Here is a 17,364-nt window from a genome sequence, read left to right as displayed (position 1 = left end):
CCGGGTCGCCGGCCATCCCTCCCCTGCCCGCAGTCCGCCGGAGGCGCATCCTTGCCGAGTAACGATTCCTTCGTCCACCTCCACGTGCACAGCGAGTACTCGATGCTCGACGGTGCAGCGCGGGTGAAGCCGCTGATCGACGCGGCGGTCGAGGAGGGCATGCCGGCCATCGCCGTGACCGACCACGGGAACGTGTTCGGCGCCTTCGACTTCTGGCGCACCGCGACGGCGGCGGGGATCAAGCCGATCATCGGCACCGAGGCCTACCTCACCCCGGGGACGCACCGCTCCGACAAGACCCGCATCCGCTGGGGCGACGGCGGAGGGGACGACGTGTCCGGCTCCGGCGCGTACACCCACATGACGCTGCTCAGCTCGACCACGACGGGCATGCACAACCTCTTCCGCCTCTCCTCGCGCGCGTCGATCGAGGGCTACTACTTCAAGCCGCGCATGGACCGCGAGATCCTCTCGCAGTACTCCGAGGGCCTGATCGGCACCACGGGCTGCCCGAGCGGCGAGGTCCAGACGCGCCTGCGCCTCGGCCAATACAAGGAGGCCCGCCAGGCGGCCGCCGACTACCGCGACATCTTCGGCAAGGAGAACTTCTTCGCCGAGATCATGGATCACGGCCTCGACATCGAGCGGCGGGTGATCGGCGACGTCATCCGGCTCGCGAAGGACCTCGACCTCCCGTTGGTCGCCACCAACGACCTGCACTACACGCACGCGCACGACGCGACCTCGCACGCGGCGCTGCTCTGCGTGCAGTCCGGAACCACCCTCGACGACCCCAAGCGCTTCAAGTTCGACGCGGACGAGTTCTACCTCAAGTCGCCGCGCGAGATGCGCCAGGTCTTCCGCGACCACCCCGAGGCCTGCGACAACACGCTCCTCATCGCGGAGCGCTGCGACGTCCAGTTCGACACCTCGGCGAACTACATGCCCCGCTTCCCGGTGCCGGAGGGCGAGACGGAGGACACCTGGTTCGTGAAGGAGGTCGAGGCCGGACTGCGCGAGCGCTACCCGGACGGCATCTCCCAGGAGGTGCGCGACCGGGCGGACTACGAGACCCGCGTCATCCTGCAGATGGGCTTCCCCGGCTACTTCCTCGTCGTCGCCGACTTCATCAACTGGTCCAAGCGCAACGGGATCCGCGTCGGTCCCGGCCGCGGCTCCGGTGCCGGCTCGATGGCGGCCTACGCGATGAAGATCACCGACCTCGATCCGCTGCGCCACGGCCTGATCTTCGAGCGCTTCCTCAACCCCGACCGCGTCTCCATGCCCGACTTCGACGTCGACTTCGACGACCGTCGCCGCGGCGAGGTCATCCGCTACGTCACCGAGAAGTACGGCGACGAGCGCGTCGCGCAGATCGTCACCTACGGCACCATCAAGGCGAAGCAGGCTCTCAAGGACGCCTCGCGCGTCCTCGGCTTCCCGTTCGGGATGGGCGAGAAGCTGACGAAGGCCATGCCGCCCGCGATCATGGGCAAGGACATCCCGCTCAGCGGCATCAACGACCCCGCCCACGCGCGCTACAAGGAAGCGCTCGACGTGCGCAACGTCATCGCCGAGGACCCGCAGGCCAAGCTGGTCTTCGACACCGCGCTCGGACTCGAGAACCTCAAGCGCCAGTGGGGCGTGCACGCGGCCGGCGTCATCATGTCCAGCGATCCGCTGCTGGACATCATCCCGATCATGAAGCGGGAGCAGGACGGCCAGATCGTCACGCAGTTCGACTACCCCGCGTGCGAGTCGCTCGGGCTGATCAAGATGGACTTCCTGGGGCTGCGGAACCTCACGATCATCGACGACGCCCTCGACAACATCCGCGCCAACCGCGGACAGGACCTCGTGCTCGAGGACCTCGAGCTCGACGACCAGGCCGCCTACGACCTCCTCGCCCGCGGCGACACGCTCGGCGTGTTCCAGCTCGACGGCGGCCCGATGCGCGGCCTTCTCCGACTGATGAAGCCCGACAACTTCGAGGACATCTCCGCGGTCCTCGCGCTCTACCGGCCGGGCCCGATGGGCGCCGACTCCCACACCAACTACGCGCTGCGGAAGAACGGCGTGCAGGAGATCACCCCTATCCATCCGGAGCTCGAGGAGCCGCTCTCGGAGGTGCTCGGAGGGACCTACGGCCTGATCGTGTACCAGGAGCAGGTCATGTCGATCGCGCAGAAGCTCGCGGGCTTCACGCTCGCACAGGCCGACCTGCTGCGGCGCGCGATGGGCAAGAAGAAGAAGTCCGAGCTGGACAAGCAGTTCGAGGGCTTCTCGGGCGGCATGATCGCCAACGGCTACTCGATGGAGGCCGTCAAGACCCTCTGGGACATCCTGCTGCCCTTCTCCGACTACGCCTTCAACAAGGCGCACTCGGCGGCGTACGGCGTCGTCTCCTACTGGACGGCGTACCTCAAGGCGCACTACCCCGCGGAGTACATGGCCGCGCTGCTCACCAGCGTCGGCGACTCCAAGGACAAGATGGCCGCCTACCTCAACGAGTGCCGGCGGATGGGGATCAAGGTGCTCCCGCCGGACGTCAACGAGTCGATCGGCTTCTTCACCGCAGTCGGCACCGACATCCGCTTCGGCCTCGGCGCCGTCCGCAACGTCGGCATGAACGTCGTCGAGGGCATCCGGGCCGCCCGCGAGGAGAAGGGCCGCTTCGAGACGTTCCACGACTTCCTCCGCAAGGTGCCGCTGCAGGTGACCAACAAGCGCACCATCGAGTCGCTGATCAAGGCCGGCGCCTTCGACTCGCTCGGCTCGACGCGCCGCGCCCTGGTCGAGGTGCACGAGGACGCCGTCGAGGCGGCGGTGGGGGAGAAGCGCAACGAGGCGAACGGCCAGGTCGGCTTCGACTTCGACAGCCTCTGGGACGAGCCGCAGGCCGCGATCCAGGTGCCCGAGCGGCCCGAATGGGCCAAGCGCGACAAGCTCGCCTTCGAGCGCGACATGCTCGGGCTCTACGTGTCCGACCATCCGCTCGCCGGACTCGAGACCGAGCTCGCCAAGCACTACAGCACCACGATCGCCGACCTGCTGATCTCGGAGACGATCGCCGACGGCGAGACCGTGGTCGTCGCGGGCCTCGTCACGAGCGTCCAGCACCGCATGGCCAAGGCCTCCGGCAACCAGTACGGGATGATCCAGGTCGAGGACTTCGGCGGCGAGATCACCTGCATGTTCATGGGGAAGGCGTACCAGGAGTTCGCCCCGGCGCTCACGAACGACTCCATCGTCGTCGTCAGAGGCCGCGTCAGCATGCGCGACGACGGGATGAACCTGCACGCGTTCAGCCTGTTCGCCCCCGAGATGAGCCAGGACGGCGACTCGGGACCGCTCACCGTCTCGATGCCCGAATCGCGCGCGACCACCGACACGGTCTCGCAGCTCAGCGACGTGCTCATCCGCCACTCCGGCCAGACCGAGGTGCGGCTGAAGCTCATCAAGGGCGACACGGCCCGCGTGTTCGAGGTCCCGTTCCCCGTGCGCATCACCCCGGACCTCTTCGGCGAGCTGAAGAGCCTGCTGGGGCCGAACTGTCTGTATTGAATTCCGAGCCGGTCCCCGACCGGCTCGGCGCGGTCGGCTGGGGAGGGTGGCCGGGTTCGTGAGAGCGTCGTGCGTCCGGCTACGACGATCCGCTGGCACGCGGATCGCCGGTTCGCCTCGGAGGGTGCGGCGAGAGGGTGGCGGATCGGAGTGCGAGCCTGCGGCCGCCGGTATCCTTCTGGTGATCGAGTAATGGCGGCGCGGGTATAGGGACCGGGCAGGCCCGTAGATGGTGGTCGAGTAGCCGCGGAGCAGCGTGTTCAGACCGGGCGGGACGGGGTCCGGGCGGGGGAGCGCGCGGCGAGGGAGCGGGGAGGGCGGCGCGTAGACTGGGGCGGCCATGATCCAGACTCTCGACCTCCGCGGCCGTCGTCCCTCCTCCGCCGAGCTCCTCGCCCTCGTGCCCCGCAATCCGGGCACGTCCGCCTCCGTCGGGCCCGTCGTCGCCGAGCTGATCGCCGACGTCCGAGAACGCGGCGCGGAGGCGCTCCTCGACCAGGCGGAGCGGCTGGACGGCGTGCGCCCCCCGCACCTCCGCGTGCCCGCCGAGCAGATCGCCGAGGCGCTCGACCGCCTCGACCCGGCCATCCGCAGCGCACTCGAGGAGGCGATCGCGCGCGTCCGCCGCGCCAGCGCCGCGCAGATCCCCCCGCCCCGCACCACCGAGCTCGACGACGGCGCCACGGTCACCCAGCGCTGGCAGCCCGTCGCCCGCGCCGGGCTGTACGTCCCCGGCGGCAAGGCGGTCTACCCGTCGAGCGTCGTCATGAACGCCGTGCCCGCGCAGGCCGCCGGAGTCGCCTCCATCGCCCTGGTCTCGCCGCCGCAGAAGGCGTTCGGCGGCTCCGTCCACCCCACGATCCTCGCGGCGGCCGCTCTGCTCGGCATCGACGAGGTCTACGCGGTCGGAGGCGCCGGAGCCGTCGCCGCACTGGCCTACGGCGTCGACTCGATCGGGCTGGATCCCGTCAGCATCATCACCGGGCCGGGCAACGTCTGGGTCACCACCGCGAAGCGCCAGGTGCTCGGGCAGGTCGGCATCGACTCCGAGGCGGGCCCGACCGAGATCCTCGTGATCGCCGACGACTCCGCCGACCCGCGCCTTGTCGCCGCCGACCTGGTCAGCCAGGCCGAGCACGACGAGGCCGCCTCCGCGGTCCTGGTCACCGACAGCGCCGAGCTCGCCGCCGCCGTCGAGCGCGAGGTCACCGCCCAGGCCGCTGCCACCCACCACGCGGAGCGCGTGGCCATCGCGCTCGACGGCCCGCAGTCCGCGCTCGTGATCGTCGACGACCTCGAGCTCGCCTGCGCGTTCAGCGACGCCTACGGCCCCGAGCACCTCGAGCTGCACACGGCCGACCCCGTCGCGACGGCCGAGCGGATCCACGACGCCGGCGCGATCTTCCTCGGTCCGACCACCCCGGTGAGCCTGGGCGACTACCTCGCCGGCTCCAACCACGTGCTCCCGACGCTGGGGCAGGCGCGCTTCTCCTCCGGGCTCGGCGCCTACACCTTCCTCCGGCCGCAGCAGCTGATCTCGTACGACCGCGGTGCGCTCGAGCGCGTCGCCCCGCACATCCGCGCTCTCAGCGACGCCGAGGCGCTGCCCGCCCACGGCGACGCCGTCGACGCCCGCTTCGCCTGAGACCGAGAGGCCCTCGATGTTCTGCCCCTTCTGCCGGCACCCCGACTCCCGAGTGATCGACTCGCGCACGAGCGACGACGGCCTCTCGATCCGCCGCCGCCGGCAGTGCCCGTCGTGCGGCCGGCGCTTCTCGACGACCGAGACCGCGAGCCTCGTCGTGATCAAGCGCAGCGGAGTCGTGGAGCCGTTCAGCCGCGAGAAGATCGTCAGCGGCGTCCGGAAGGCCTGCCAGGGCCGGCCCGTCACCGACACCGATCTCGCCGTCCTCGCGCAGCGGGTGGAGGAGAGCATCCGCTCCACGGGCGCGTCGCAGATCGACGCGAACGACATCGGCCTCGCCATCCTGCCGCCGCTGCGCGAGCTCGACGAGGTCGCCTACCTCCGCTTCGCGAGCGTCTACCAGGCGTTCGACTCGCTGGACGACTTCGAGTCTGCGATCACCCTGCTCCGCGCCGAGCGCACCTCCGTGCCCCACAGCGCCGACGAGATCTGAGGCCCGGGTGTACCCGCTCCTGTTCCGCACCGTCCTGCGCCGCCTCGACCCGGAGCGGGCGCACCACCTGAGCTTCCCGGTGATCCGGGCCCTCGGAGCCCTCGCTCCGGTCCTGCGCCGGACCACCGTCCCGCGCGGAACGCCCGCGGTCGAGACGCTCGGCCTCCGCTTCGAGACCCCGTTCGGCGTCGCGGCCGGCTTCGACAAGGACGCCACCGCGGTCCTGGGCTTCGGCGCGCTCGGCTTCGGACACGTCGAGGTCGGGACCCTGACCGCTCGGGCGCAGCCGGGCAACGACCGGCCGCGCCTCTTCCGGCTGATCGCGGACCGCGCCGTCGTCAACAGGATGGGCTTCAACAATCACGGCGCCGAGGCCGCGGCGCAACGGCTGATCCGGCTGCGCAGCGCGCGCCGCCGCCCCGTGATCGGCGTGAACATCGGCAAGAGCCGGGTGGTCGAGGTGGACGACGCGATCGAGGACTACCTGATCAGCACGCGCCTGCTCGCGCCGCTCGCCGACTACCTCGTCGTGAACGTCAGCTCGCCGAACACCCCCGGGCTCCGCGGCCTGCAGGAGATCGACCGCCTCGAGCCGCTCCTCGCGGCCGTCAAGGACGCCGCCGACACGACGCCCCTGCTGGTCAAGATCGCCCCGGACCTCTCCGACGACGAGGTCGGCCGGGTCGCCGAGCTCGCCGTCCGCCTGGGTCTGGACGGGATCATCGCGACCAATACCACACTCTCCCGGGAGGGCCTCTCGACCGACCGCGCCGTGGTCGAGGCGGCCGGCGCCGGCGGCCTCTCCGGTGCCCCGCTGGCCGCGCGCTCGCTCGAGGTGCTCCGTGTGATCCGCGGCGTCGTCCCCGCGGCCTTCTGCGTGATCTCCGTCGGAGGAGTCGAGACGGCCGAGGACGTGCGCGAGCGCCTCGACGCGGGCGCCACCCTCGTCCAGGGCTACACCGCCTTCATCTACCGCGGGCCCCTGTGGGCTCGGGACATCAACCGGGGACTGGCCCGCGCCTCCTGACCCGCCGTGCACCACGAAGGGCCCCCGGAGCCGCGCGAGGCGCGACCGCAGGGGCCCTTCGTGGTCCGCCGTCCGACTACTCGGGGAAGGCGCGGCGCTTGACCTGGGGCTTCGGCAGTCGCATGACGCGCAGCTGGAGGGCGCGCATCGCGGCGTACCAGCGGATGCCCTTCTCGACCTTGTCGGCGCCGTAGCGCTCGGCGAGCTTCCGGCGCATCCGCATGCCGAGGAGGATGCAGTCGATCACCGCGAGGAGGAAGAACACCCAGAGGATGACGAGCGTCGCGTACTGCAGCTCCGGCTGCGGGAAGAAGCTCAGCAGCAGGACGACGACCATCACCGGGATGAGGAACTCGCCGAGGCTGAAGCGTGCGTCGACCCAGTCGCGCACGAACTTGCGCTGAGGACCCTTGTCGCGCAGCGGCAGGTAGCGCTGGTCACCGGCGGCCAGGCCGATGCGGGCCTGCTCGCGTGACACCGCGGCCTTCTCGCGGGCGTCGCGGGCGGCCTGCTTGCGGTCGGTGACGACCAGCGGACGCTTGCGGGCCAGCTCCTGCTCGCGCCGGGTCGGCGTCGGCCGGCCCTTCCCGGAGCCGGGCGAGCCGGCGTCGTCGGGCGTGTCGGTTGCGATCGGGTGCTTGGCCACGGGGAACGTCCTTGGAATCGGGGGTCTCTTAAGATTACCTCCATGGCTCACGACGCTCCGACTCCGCCCGCACTCTCCTCCGACGAGGAGGCCGTCCTCGCCGCCGTCCGCGACGATCTGCCGCGCTCGCTCGCCCAGCTCGGGCAGCTCGTGCGGATCCCGTCCGTCTCGTGGGACGGCTTCGACGCCACCCGCGTGGCCGCCAGCGCCGAGGCCATCGCCGAGCTCGCGCGCGAGACGGGCGTCTTCGACGACGTCGCGATCCACAGCGCCACGATCGACGGCACCGACGTGCTCGGCCAGCCTGCCGTCCTGGCCACCCGCGCCGCCCGCAACGGAGCGCCGACCGTCCTCCTCTACGCCCACCACGACGTTCAGCCGCAGGGCGCCGAGTCGGCGTGGGAGACGCCTCCGTTCGAGCCGACCGTGCGCGGCGACCGCCTGTACGGGCGCGGTGCCGCCGACGACAAGGCGGGAGTCGTGTCCCACCTCGCCGCGGTGCGCGCACTCCGCGAGGTCGCGGGCGAGGACCACGACCTCGGGCTCGTCCTCTTCATCGAGGGGGAGGAGGAGTTCGGGTCGCGTTCGTTCCCCACCTTCCTCCGCGAGCACCACGACGCCCTCCGCGCGGATGCGATCATCGTCGCCGACAGCGACAACTGGGACGTCGACACCCCCGCGCTGACGGTGGGCCTGCGCGGCAACGTCACCTTCACCCTCACCGTCAGCACTCTCGCGCACGCCTCGCACTCGGGCATGCTCGGCGGAGCGGTCCCGGACGCGATGCACGCGGCGGTCCGCCTGCTCGCGACGCTCTGGAACGAGGACGGCTCGGTCGCCGTCGCCGGCCTCACCGAGCACGACGGAGCGGTGCCCGAGACGACCGAGGAGGACCTCCGCCGCGACTCCGGGCTGCTCGACGGGGTCTCGCCGATCGGCACCGGCGCGATCCTCTCGCGCCTGTGGTCGAAGCCGGCCGTCACGGTCACCGGGATCGACGCGCCCAGCGTCGTCGACGCCTCCAACACCCTCGTCCCGTCCGTGCGCGTGAAGATCAGCGCCCGCATCGCCCCCGGCCAGGACGCGGAGGAGGCGTTCGCCGCCATCGAGAGCCACCTCCGGGCGAACTCCCCGTTCGGCGCCCACCTCGCGATCGAGGACGTCGACACCGGCAGTCCGTTCCTGGTCGACGCGACCGGCTGGGCCGTGGACCTGGTGAAGGGCGCGATGGCGGACGCCTGGGGACGCGAGCCTCTCGAGACCGGGATCGGCGGGAGCATCCCGTTCATCGCCGACCTCGTGCGCGAGTTCCCCGAGGCGCAGATCCTCGTCACCGGTGTCGAGGACCCCGACTCGCGCGCGCACAGCCCCAACGAGTCGCTGCACCTGGGCGTCTTCAAGCGCGCCGCGCAGACCGAGGCGCTGTTCCTGCTCCGCGCCGCCGCTCACCGCGACTGACCACCGGTCGTGGAATACCCGGGTGACCACCCGGGTTGCAGCCGTAGAATCCCGGAAGGCACGACGACCGTTCCGCCCGTCCCCTGAGGAGTGACATGTCAGACACACTGACCGACCAGACGGCGACCCCCCTCGCCACCCCGCCCAGCGCGGCCCACGGCGTCTCGATGACCCCGACCGCCGCCGCCAAGGTCAAGAGCCTGCTCGAGCAGGAGGGCCGCGACGACCTGCGCCTGCGCGTCGCGGTGCAGCCCGGCGGCTGCTCCGGCCTCATCTACCAGCTCTACTTCGACGAGCGCACCCTCGACGGCGACGCCGCGGTGGAGTTCGAGGGCGTCGGCCTCGTCGTCGACAAGATGAGCGTCCCCTACCTCGACGGCGCCTCGATCGACTTCGAGGACACCATCCAGAAGCAGGGCTTCACCATCGACAACCCCAACGCGGGCGGCAGCTGCGCCTGCGGCGACAGCTTCCACTGACGCCGCGCGGCCCCGGGCCGCAGCGCCTCCGAACGGCGTCCGACAGTCCACCCCGTGGCCCGTCGGGCGCCGTTCGTCATGACTGCACCACTCGGCCGGGACGTCAAGAGCGGGTCGTCGTGCACCGGGCCGCCGGAGCGGAAGGGTAGGCTGGAGCCGGTCTAATACAGTTTCGTGTGAACTGGTCCCCAGTCTTCCGAAAGGTCACCGGTGCGCTTCAATCGCCGAATCCGCAGATGGGTCGCTGCCCCCGTCGCAGGAGCCCTCGCCCTCGTCCTCGCGGGCTGCACGCAAGAGCAGCTCCAGGGCTGGCTCCCCACCGAACCCGGCACGACGAACCACGTCGACCGCGTCATCGGACTCTGGGTCACCTCCTGGATCGTCCTGCTCGCCGTCGGCGTCGTCACGTGGGGTCTCACCATCTGGGCGGTGGTCGTCTACCGCCGTCGCAAGGGGCAGACCGGCCTGCCGGTCCAGCTGCGCTACAACATGCCGATCGAGATCTTCTACACGATCGTGCCGCTGATCCTCGTGATCGGCTTCTTCGCCTTCACCGCGCGCGACCAGGCCGCCATCGAGCAGCCCTACGACGACCCGGACGAGACCATCCAGGTGTACGGCAAGCAGTGGGCGTGGGACTTCAACTACGTCGACGAGGACGTCTACTCCGCCGGTATCCAGGGCCAGTACCAGGAGGGCGGAGACGCCGCCGGCTCGCTCGTCGAGTCCGAGATCCCCACGCTCTACCTGCCCGTCGGACAGAAGATCAAGATCCAGCTCGACGCGCGCGACGTGATCCACTCCTTCTGGGTCGTCGACTTCCTCTACAAGAAGGACATGATCCCCGGCAAGACGAACTACATGTACGTCACGCCTCTCAAGGAGGGGACTTACGCGGGCAAGTGCGCCGAGCTCTGCGGCGAGTACCACTCCGCGATGCTCTTCAACGTCAAGGTCGTCTCGCAGGGCGAGTACGACGACTACATCCAGTCGCTGCGCGACGCGGGCCAGACCGGTCAGCTCGGCGCCGAGTACAACCGTAATTCGAACCTTCCCGGAACCGGCGCGCCGGCCCGCGAGAACGAGGAGTAAGGGAGCATGAGCACCGCTACGGCACCCCGCCCGACGCGCACCGCCGGCACTCCGCCGGTCCAGCGCAAGGCGAACGTCCTCGTCCGCTGGATGACGTCGACCGACCACAAGGTCATCGGGTACATGTACCTGATCACGTCGTTCATCTACTTCTGCATCGCCGGCGTGATGGCACTCGTCATCCGCGCACAGCTGTTCGAGCCCGGCCTGAACGTGGTCGAGACGCGCGAGCAGTACAACCAGCTGTTCACGATGCACGGCACGATCATGCTGCTGATGTTCGCGACGCCGCTCTTCGCCGGCTTCGCCAACGTCCTGATGCCGCTGCAGATCGGCGCCCCCGACGTCGCGTTCCCCCGCCTCAACGCCTTCGCGTACTGGCTCTACAGCTTCGGCTCGCTCATCGCGGTCGCCGGATTCGTCACCCCGCAGGGTGCGGCGTCCTTCGGCTGGTTCGCGTACGCGCCACTGTCGAGCACGACGTTCTCACCAGGGCTCGGCGGCAATCTCTGGGTCTTCGGCCTCGCGCTCTCGGGCTTCGGCACGATCCTCGGCGCGGTGAACTTCATCACGACGATCATCACGATGCGCGCCCCCGGCATGACGATGTTCCGCATGCCGATCTTCACCTGGAACATCCTGGTGACGTCGATCCTCGTGCTGCTCGCGTTCCCGGTGCTCGCCGCCGCGATGTTCGCCCTCGGCGCCGACCGCGTGTTCGACGCCCACATCTACGACGCGGCCAACGGCGGCGTCCTGCTCTGGCAGCACCTGTTCTGGTTCTTCGGCCACCCCGAGGTGTACATCATCGCGCTGCCGTTCTTCGGCATCGTGTCCGAGGTCTTCCCGGTCTTCAGCCGCAAGCCGATCTTCGGCTACAAGACGCTGATCTACGCGACCATCGCGATCGCCGCCCTCTCCGTGACGGTGTGGGCGCACCACATGTACGTCACCGGATCGGTCCTGCTGCCGTTCTTCTCGCTGATGACGATGCTCATCGCGGTTCCGACCGGCGTGAAGATCTTCAACTGGGTCGGCACCATGTGGCGCGGATCGGTGACCTTCGAGACTCCGATGATCTGGGCGATCGGCTTCCTGATCACCTTCACCTTCGGTGGACTCACCGGCGTCATCCTCGCGTCCCCCCCGCTCGACTTCCACGTCTCGGACTCGTACTTCGTGGTGGCGCACTTCCACTACGTCGTGTTCGGAACCGTCGTCTTCGCGATGTTCTCGGGCTTCTACTTCTGGTGGCCGAAGTGGACCGGCAAGATGCTGAACGAGACGCTGGGCAAGTGGCACTTCTGGCTGCTGTTCATCGGCTTCCACACCACCTTCCTCATCCAGCACTGGCTGGGCGTCGTCGGCATGCCGCGCCGCTACGCCAGCTACCTGCCCGAGGACGGCTTCACCTGGATGAACCAGGTGTCGACGGTCGGAGCGATGATCCTCGCGGTGTCGCTGATCCCGTTCTTCCTGAACGTGTACATCACGGCCCGCAAGGCGCCCAAGGTGACGGTGAACGACCCGTGGGGCTTCTCCCGGTCGCTCGAGTGGGCCACCTCGTGCCCGCCGCCCCGCCACAACTTCACCTCGATCCCGCGTATCCGAAGCGAGGCCCCGGCATTCGACCTCAATCACCCCGAGGCCGGCATCCCCGTCGGAATCGGTCCGGCGAAGGACGCTCCGGACGCCCCCACGTACGACAAGTCCGAAGGCACGGTGAAGTAGGGCCATGCGCGCCAACGTCAATCTCTTCTGGCTCCTCGCGGGCTTCTTCCTCCTCGCCGACATCACGTACATCGTGTGGTCGCTGCTCGACACGGGCCAGGTGGAGTGGGTCGGCACCGTCGGCATCGGCCTCTCGGCCGTGCTGGGCGCGTTCATCGCGTTCTACGTCGGCCGCGTCCACAAGGCTCAGGGTGCCGAGCTCCCCGAGGATCGCCTCGATGCGGACATCGATGACGGAGACCCCGAGCTGGGCTTCTTCAGCCCGTGGAGCTGGTGGCCGCTGATCCTGGGCGGTTCCGCGGCCCTCGGATTCCTCGGCCTGGCCGTGGGGTTCTGGATCACCTACATCGCCGTCGGACTCTTCCTGGTCGCCATCGCCGGCTGGGTGTACGAGTACTACCGCGGGTACTTCGCCCGCTAGGGCGCATCGCACGGCCGAGGGCCGGGTGCACGGGGGCTTCGGCTCCGTGCACTCGGCCCTTTCGTGTATCCAGGAGGAAGCGCGCGTGGTTGGGACCCGGTCGGCTCGGCCGTTCGGCTTCGTGCAGGGGCGTCATTCGCCGATCGGTGGCGGATCAAGCCTCCCGGTGAGAGCCGGGACCTCCCGGTGAGGGCCGGGACCGCTCAGTGAGGGATGACGAGGTGAGCTGGATCTCTCGCGGTGTCCTGCTGGCGGGACACCGAGGCGTCCTGCGCGGAAGAACTCGTCGGTGCACATCCCGACGGCCCGCGACGTGGAAGCTCGCAGGGGAGTGCAGCGGGCGGCGCCGGGCAGGAGCGTCGGCCCGCGTCATCACCCCTACGGGTCTGCGCTGCGACGGCTCCTGCTCCGGTCACGGCTGAGCGGGCTACGCCTGTGGCGGCTCTCCTGTGCGCGTGTGGGTGTGCCGACGGTGGTGGCCGCTACGGTCGGGGATACTGCTGCGCCTGCGGCCGTACTGGGCCTGCCGCGCCTGTTCTGGCGCCTGCGCCGCCCTACGGACTCCTGCACACCGTTCCGACCCCAGCGGAGCCCGCACCCCGGCGGAACCGCGGGCGCCCCTGCGGCTCTTGGAGTTCCTCGGTACGTCTAGCGGGTCGTGCCGGTCGGTGCGAGGACAAGGAGCCTGAGATGCCGCTGCAGCGACGGTCGTCGAGGCCCGGAGGTCGCCTCCTCTGTCTCACCGGCGAGCGTCGCCGTCGCCGATCACAGAGGGTTCGGCCGTGAGCGGGGGAGGGCAGTCCTGACGGGCCTGCTGAGGATGGGTGCCCTGGAACCGATGCCGAGCGTCTCGACGTGAACGGGAACCGGGAGACCTCACCGGACGACGACGCTGCGAGCACGCAGAGGGGCTGGATCACTCCATGATCGGACGGGGGCGGACGTCTCCAGCTCGGCGGTCAGATGGCATCTCGTGATCCGAGGAGCGGAGGCCTCGAGGTCCGGTGGATCGCCCCACGTCCCTGCTGGCTTGTCGCCGTCGAGGCGCTGTGATCCGGTCTCACCGGCTCTCGGTCCACCGCCGACCTCTGCCGCGCCGGAGGACAGGCCCCGCCCCGCTGCAGGAACGACGAAGGGCCCGGACGAATGAAACGTCCGGGCCCTTCGGGGGAGGATCAGTGCTCGCTGTGCGAGCTCTCGAGCTCCTTCTGGGTGACGGGGGTGATCCGGTCCTCGAAGAACCAGCGGGAGAGGCCGGCGCGGACGCGCTGCGGGGCGGTGATGCGGCCACGCGAGTCCGGACGGATCATCAGGGGCTCGTACTCGTCCTGACCGACGAGCTTCCAGCGCTCGTACTCGTCGAGCTGCTGGTGCACCTCGATGAACTCGCCGCCGGGGAGGCGGACGATGCGGCCGGACTCGAAGCCGTGCAGCGCGATCTCGCGGTCCTTCTTCTGCAACGCCAGGCAGATGCGCTTGGTGATGAAGTACGCGATGAACGGACCCGCAATGAGCAGGAACTGCAGGCTGTGGATCACGCCCTCCATCGTGAGGTGGAAGTGCGTCGCGATGAGGTCGGACGACGCGGCGGCCCAGAGGACGGCGTAGAAGCTGACTCCGGCGGCGCCGATCGCGGTGCGGGTCGCGGCGTTGCGCGGGCGGTCGAGCAGGTGGTGCTCGCGCTTGTCACCGGTGATCCACGCCTCGAGGAACGGGTAGAGCATGACCACGGCGATGAACAGTCCGAGACCGACGAGCGGGATCAGGATGTTGAATGACAGGGTTCCGATGCCCGGGATGGCCCACTCGAGTCCCGGCGGGACGAGGCGCAGGGCGCCGTCGGCGAACCCGATGTACCAGTCGGGCTGGGTTCCCGCGGAGACGGGCGAGGGGTCGTACGGGCCGTAGTTCCAGATCGGGTTGATCGTGAACAGCGAGGCGATGAGGACGACGACGCCGAAGACGATGAAGAAGAATCCACCGGCCTTCGCGGCGTAGACCGGCAGCACCGGGTAGCCGACGACGTTCTGCTCGGTCTTGCCCGCACCGGGGAACTGGGTGTGCTTGTGGACGACCACGAACACGAGGTGGAGGGCGATGAACGCGAGCACCAGCGCCGGCAGCAGCAGGATGTGCAGCGTGTAGAGGCGGCCGACGATGTCGGTGCCCGGGAACTCGCCGCCGAAGAGCAGGAACGAGATCCAGGTGCCGACGATCGGGATGCCCTTGACCATGCCGTCGATGATGCGGAGGCCGTTGCCCGAGAGCAGGTCGTCGGGGAGCGAGTAGCCGGTGAAGCCCTCGGCCATCGCGAGGATGAAGAGGACGAAGCCGATGACCCAGTTGAGCTCGCGGGGCTTGCGGAACGCACCGGTGAAGAAGATGCGCAGCATGTGCAGGCCGATCGAGGCCACGAACAGCAGTGCCGCCCAGTGGTGGATCTGCCGCATCAGCAGGCCGCCGCGGATGTCGAAGGAGATGTCGAGCGAGGACGACATCGCCGCCGACATCTCGATGCCCTTGAGGGGCAGATAGCTGCCCTCGTAGTGCGTCTCGACCATCGAGGCCTGGAAGAAGAAGGTGAGGAACGTGCCCGACAGCAGGATGATGACGAAGCTGTAGAGCGCGACCTCGCCGAGGAGGAAGGACCAGTGGTCGGGGAAGATCTTGCGACCGAACTCCTTGACGACCGCGGAGATGCTCGTGCGCTCGTCGATGTAGTTCGACGCCGCTCCGACGTACCCCTTCTGGAACTTGCCGGATCCGAGGATGACGCCGTCCTCGGGCTCCGCGGGGGAGCTGGAGGGGCGTGAGGGGGTGGTGGTGGACATGTGAGTCATCGCTCCCAGAAGGACGGTCCGACGGGCTCCGTGAAGTCGCTTCTGGCGACCAGGTAACCCTCGGCGTCGACGGTGATGGGGAGCTGCGGAAGCGGACGCTTCGCCGGGCCGAAGATGACGGCGGCCTCGCGCGTGATGTCGAATTGCGACTGGTGGCACGGGCACAGCAGGTGGTGGGTCTGCTGCTCGTACAGCGCCACGGGGCAGCCGACGTGCGTGCAGATCTTGGAGTAGGCGACGATTCCGTCGTAGTTCCAGGTCTCGCGACCCTCACTGACGATGAGGTCCTCCGGCTTCAGGCGCATCAGGAGGACGGCGGCCTTGGCCTTCTCCTCCAGCTTGCCCTCGGCGTCGTTGAGGCCCTCGGGGATGACGTGGAAGGCGGATCCGAGTGTGACGTCCGATGCGAGGATCGGCGCTCCCGACGGGTCCAGGGTGAGCCTCGTGCCCTCTTCCCACAGGGTGGTCTTGAGGAGGGTGACGGGGTTCTGGTCCTGCGGGCCGAGGCCCCGGAACAGGATCACGGCGGGCAGGGGGAACACGACGAGGGAGGCGATCAGGCTGTTCCGGACGAGGGAGCGGCGGCCGAAGCCGGACTCCTTGTCGGACTGGTCGAAGATCTCGAGCGCACGGGCGCGGGTGGGCTCCGCGCTGCGGACGGGGTGGCGGATGTCGATGCCCTCGTGGTCCGACATCAGCTGCTTGCCCCAGTGGACGGCGGCGATGCCGATGCCCAGGAGCGCGAGGGACATGCCCAGGCCGATGAACAGCGTGTTCAGCCGGACCGACGCGACGTCCTCGGTGATCGGGAATGCCATGTAGGCGGCTACCGCAAAGATCGAGCCCGCGAAGGAGAGGTAGAAGAGCGTGTACACCGTGCGCTCGGCACGCTTCTCGACCTTGGGGTCGAGGTCGGTCATCCGGGGGCGGTGCGGCGGGAGGCCCGGGTCCTGGACGCGGTCCCGCGTCACGACCGCGGTGCCGGCCGGAGCCGTTCCGTGCCCGGTGGCCGACGAGGTGGCGAGGTCCGTGCCACCCTCATCGTGCTCTGCCATGGTTCTCCTTTTCACGCCGTGTCGGCACCAGTCGGTGCCGTGGGTCAGTCGCGCCCGTCAGGGCGCTGCAGTCGTCTAGTTGGATCGGGCGGTGATCCACACCGTCAGGGCCACGATCGCGCCGAGGCCGAAGATCCAGAGGAACAGGCCCTCCGCGACCGGCCCGAGGGAGCCGAGCGCGAATCCGCCCGGGGACGGGTTGGCCTCGATGTACTTGAGGTACGAGATGATGTCGCGCTTGTCCTCGGGCGAGATGTTCAGGTCGTTGAAGACCGGCATGTTCTGCGGGCCGGTGACCATCGCCTCGTAGATGTGCGCCTCGGTCACGCCGCCCAGCGGGGGAGCGAACTTGCCCTCGGTGAGCGCGCCGCCGGCTCCGGCGACGTTGTGGCACATGGCGCAGTTGATGCGGAACAGCTCGGCGCCGTTCGCCGCGTCGCCCTGTCCGTCGAGGACCTCGCCCTCGGGGATCGCGGGGCCGGGGGCCAGCGACGCGACGTAGGCGGCGAGCTCGCCGACCTGCTCGTCGGTGAACTGCACCGGCTTCTCGAGCGCCTGGGGGCCGTGCATCTGCATCGGCATGCGGCCGGTGCCGACCTGGAAGTCGACCGACGCCGCGCCCACTCCGATGAGGGAGGGAGCGTTGTCGGTGCCCGCGGCGTCGAGGCCGTGGCAGGTGGCGCAGTTCGCGGCGAAGAGCTTCGAGCCCTCGTCGATCGTCTGCTGGCTGGTGGACGACGTCTCCGCCGAGGCGGACGTCGCGACGCCAACCGCGGCGTAGGTCCCGCCGGTGAGCCCGAGGCCGATGGCGATCAGGGCCAGGGTGGCGAGCGGGTGGCGGCGACCCTTCTTGGCTCGGCTCTTCGTCTTCGGGGAGGCCATCGAGGCGTCCTTCCTGCGGGGGTCGGGAGTG

13 protein-coding genes are annotated in these 17,364 nt (G+C 69.4%); 9 read left to right on the top strand and 4 right to left on the bottom strand.

Annotated features, from left to right (window positions below; all coding sequences use genetic code 11):
* Positions 1–102: 102 nt before the first annotated feature.
* From dnaE to C5C63_RS02710, 4 genes are all read left to right on the top strand, one after another.
* On the top strand, positions 103–3,564 hold the full coding sequence (dnaE, locus tag C5C63_RS02725) for a DNA polymerase III subunit alpha (RefSeq protein WP_244229655.1): 3,462 nt from the start codon (positions 103–105) through the stop codon (positions 3,562–3,564).
* Positions 3,565–3,904: 340 nt separating this feature from the next.
* Complete coding sequence (gene hisD, locus C5C63_RS02720) at positions 3,905–5,209, top strand: histidinol dehydrogenase (RefSeq protein WP_104325443.1); 1,305 nt, start codon at positions 3,905–3,907, stop codon at positions 5,207–5,209.
* Positions 5,210–5,225: 16 nt separating this feature from the next.
* Positions 5,226–5,702: a transcriptional regulator NrdR gene (gene nrdR / locus C5C63_RS02715; RefSeq protein ID WP_104224657.1), complete on the top strand. Its 477-nt coding sequence runs from the start codon at positions 5,226–5,228 to the stop codon at positions 5,700–5,702.
* Positions 5,703–5,709: 7 nt separating this feature from the next.
* The gene (locus C5C63_RS02710; RefSeq protein WP_104224656.1) at positions 5,710–6,729 is read left to right on the top strand and encodes a quinone-dependent dihydroorotate dehydrogenase; all 1,020 of its coding nucleotides are present in this window, start codon (positions 5,710–5,712) and stop codon (positions 6,727–6,729) included.
* 76 nt (positions 6,730–6,805) lie between these two features.
* Here the strand turns inward: C5C63_RS02710 and C5C63_RS02705 are convergent, their stop codons facing one another.
* Positions 6,806–7,375 (bottom strand): DUF3043 domain-containing protein, encoded by a 570-nt coding sequence (locus C5C63_RS02705; protein ID WP_181027102.1) that lies wholly within the window; start codon positions 7,373–7,375, stop codon positions 6,806–6,808.
* A 42-nt stretch (positions 7,376–7,417) separates the two neighbouring features.
* Here C5C63_RS02705 and C5C63_RS02700 point away from each other — a divergent pair, with 42 nt between their 5' ends.
* The 5 genes from C5C63_RS02700 to C5C63_RS02680 all read left to right on the top strand — a co-directional run bounded on the left by C5C63_RS02700 (position 7,418) and on the right by C5C63_RS02680 (position 12,556).
* Positions 7,418–8,833, top strand: coding sequence for a dipeptidase (locus tag C5C63_RS02700; RefSeq protein WP_104325442.1), 1,416 nt, complete (start codon positions 7,418–7,420; stop codon positions 8,831–8,833).
* Positions 8,834–8,928: 95 nt separating this feature from the next.
* Positions 8,929–9,312, top strand: a complete 384-nt coding sequence (gene erpA, locus C5C63_RS02695) for an iron-sulfur cluster insertion protein ErpA (protein ID WP_104224654.1) — start codon at positions 8,929–8,931, stop codon at positions 9,310–9,312.
* Between the two features lie 210 nt (positions 9,313–9,522).
* Entirely contained in the window at positions 9,523–10,404 is an 882-nt protein-coding gene (coxB, locus tag C5C63_RS02690; RefSeq protein ID WP_104224653.1) for a cytochrome c oxidase subunit II, read from the top strand.
* A 6-nt stretch (positions 10,405–10,410) separates the two neighbouring features.
* Complete coding sequence (gene ctaD / locus C5C63_RS02685) at positions 10,411–12,135, top strand: cytochrome c oxidase subunit I (RefSeq protein WP_104224652.1); 1,725 nt, start codon at positions 10,411–10,413, stop codon at positions 12,133–12,135.
* A 4-nt stretch (positions 12,136–12,139) separates the two neighbouring features.
* On the top strand, positions 12,140–12,556 hold the full coding sequence (locus C5C63_RS02680; RefSeq protein ID WP_104224651.1) for a cytochrome c oxidase subunit 4: 417 nt from the start codon (positions 12,140–12,142) through the stop codon (positions 12,554–12,556).
* Between the two features lie 1,175 nt (positions 12,557–13,731).
* Here C5C63_RS02680 and C5C63_RS02675 read toward each other — a convergent pair.
* The 3 genes from C5C63_RS02675 to C5C63_RS02665 form a co-directional block, all read right to left on the bottom strand.
* Positions 13,732–15,387 (bottom strand): ubiquinol-cytochrome c reductase cytochrome b subunit, encoded by a 1,656-nt coding sequence (locus tag C5C63_RS02675; RefSeq protein WP_104224650.1) that lies wholly within the window; start codon positions 15,385–15,387, stop codon positions 13,732–13,734.
* 5 nt (positions 15,388–15,392) lie between these two features.
* A complete protein-coding gene (locus tag C5C63_RS02670; RefSeq protein ID WP_104267388.1) occupies positions 15,393–16,451 on the bottom strand; it encodes a ubiquinol-cytochrome c reductase iron-sulfur subunit in 1,059 nt (352 codons plus the stop codon).
* Positions 16,452–16,526: 75 nt separating this feature from the next.
* On the bottom strand, positions 16,527–17,333 hold the full coding sequence (locus tag C5C63_RS02665; protein WP_104224648.1) for a c-type cytochrome: 807 nt from the start codon (positions 17,331–17,333) through the stop codon (positions 16,527–16,529).
* Between the last annotated feature and the right edge of the window lie 31 nt (positions 17,334–17,364).

The sequence above is a fragment of the Rathayibacter sp. AY1B8 genome, assembly GCF_002932775.1.
Taxonomy (GTDB): Bacteria; Actinomycetota; Actinomycetes; order Actinomycetales; family Microbacteriaceae; genus Rathayibacter.
This window is presented reverse-complemented; position numbering and strand designations above follow the sequence as displayed.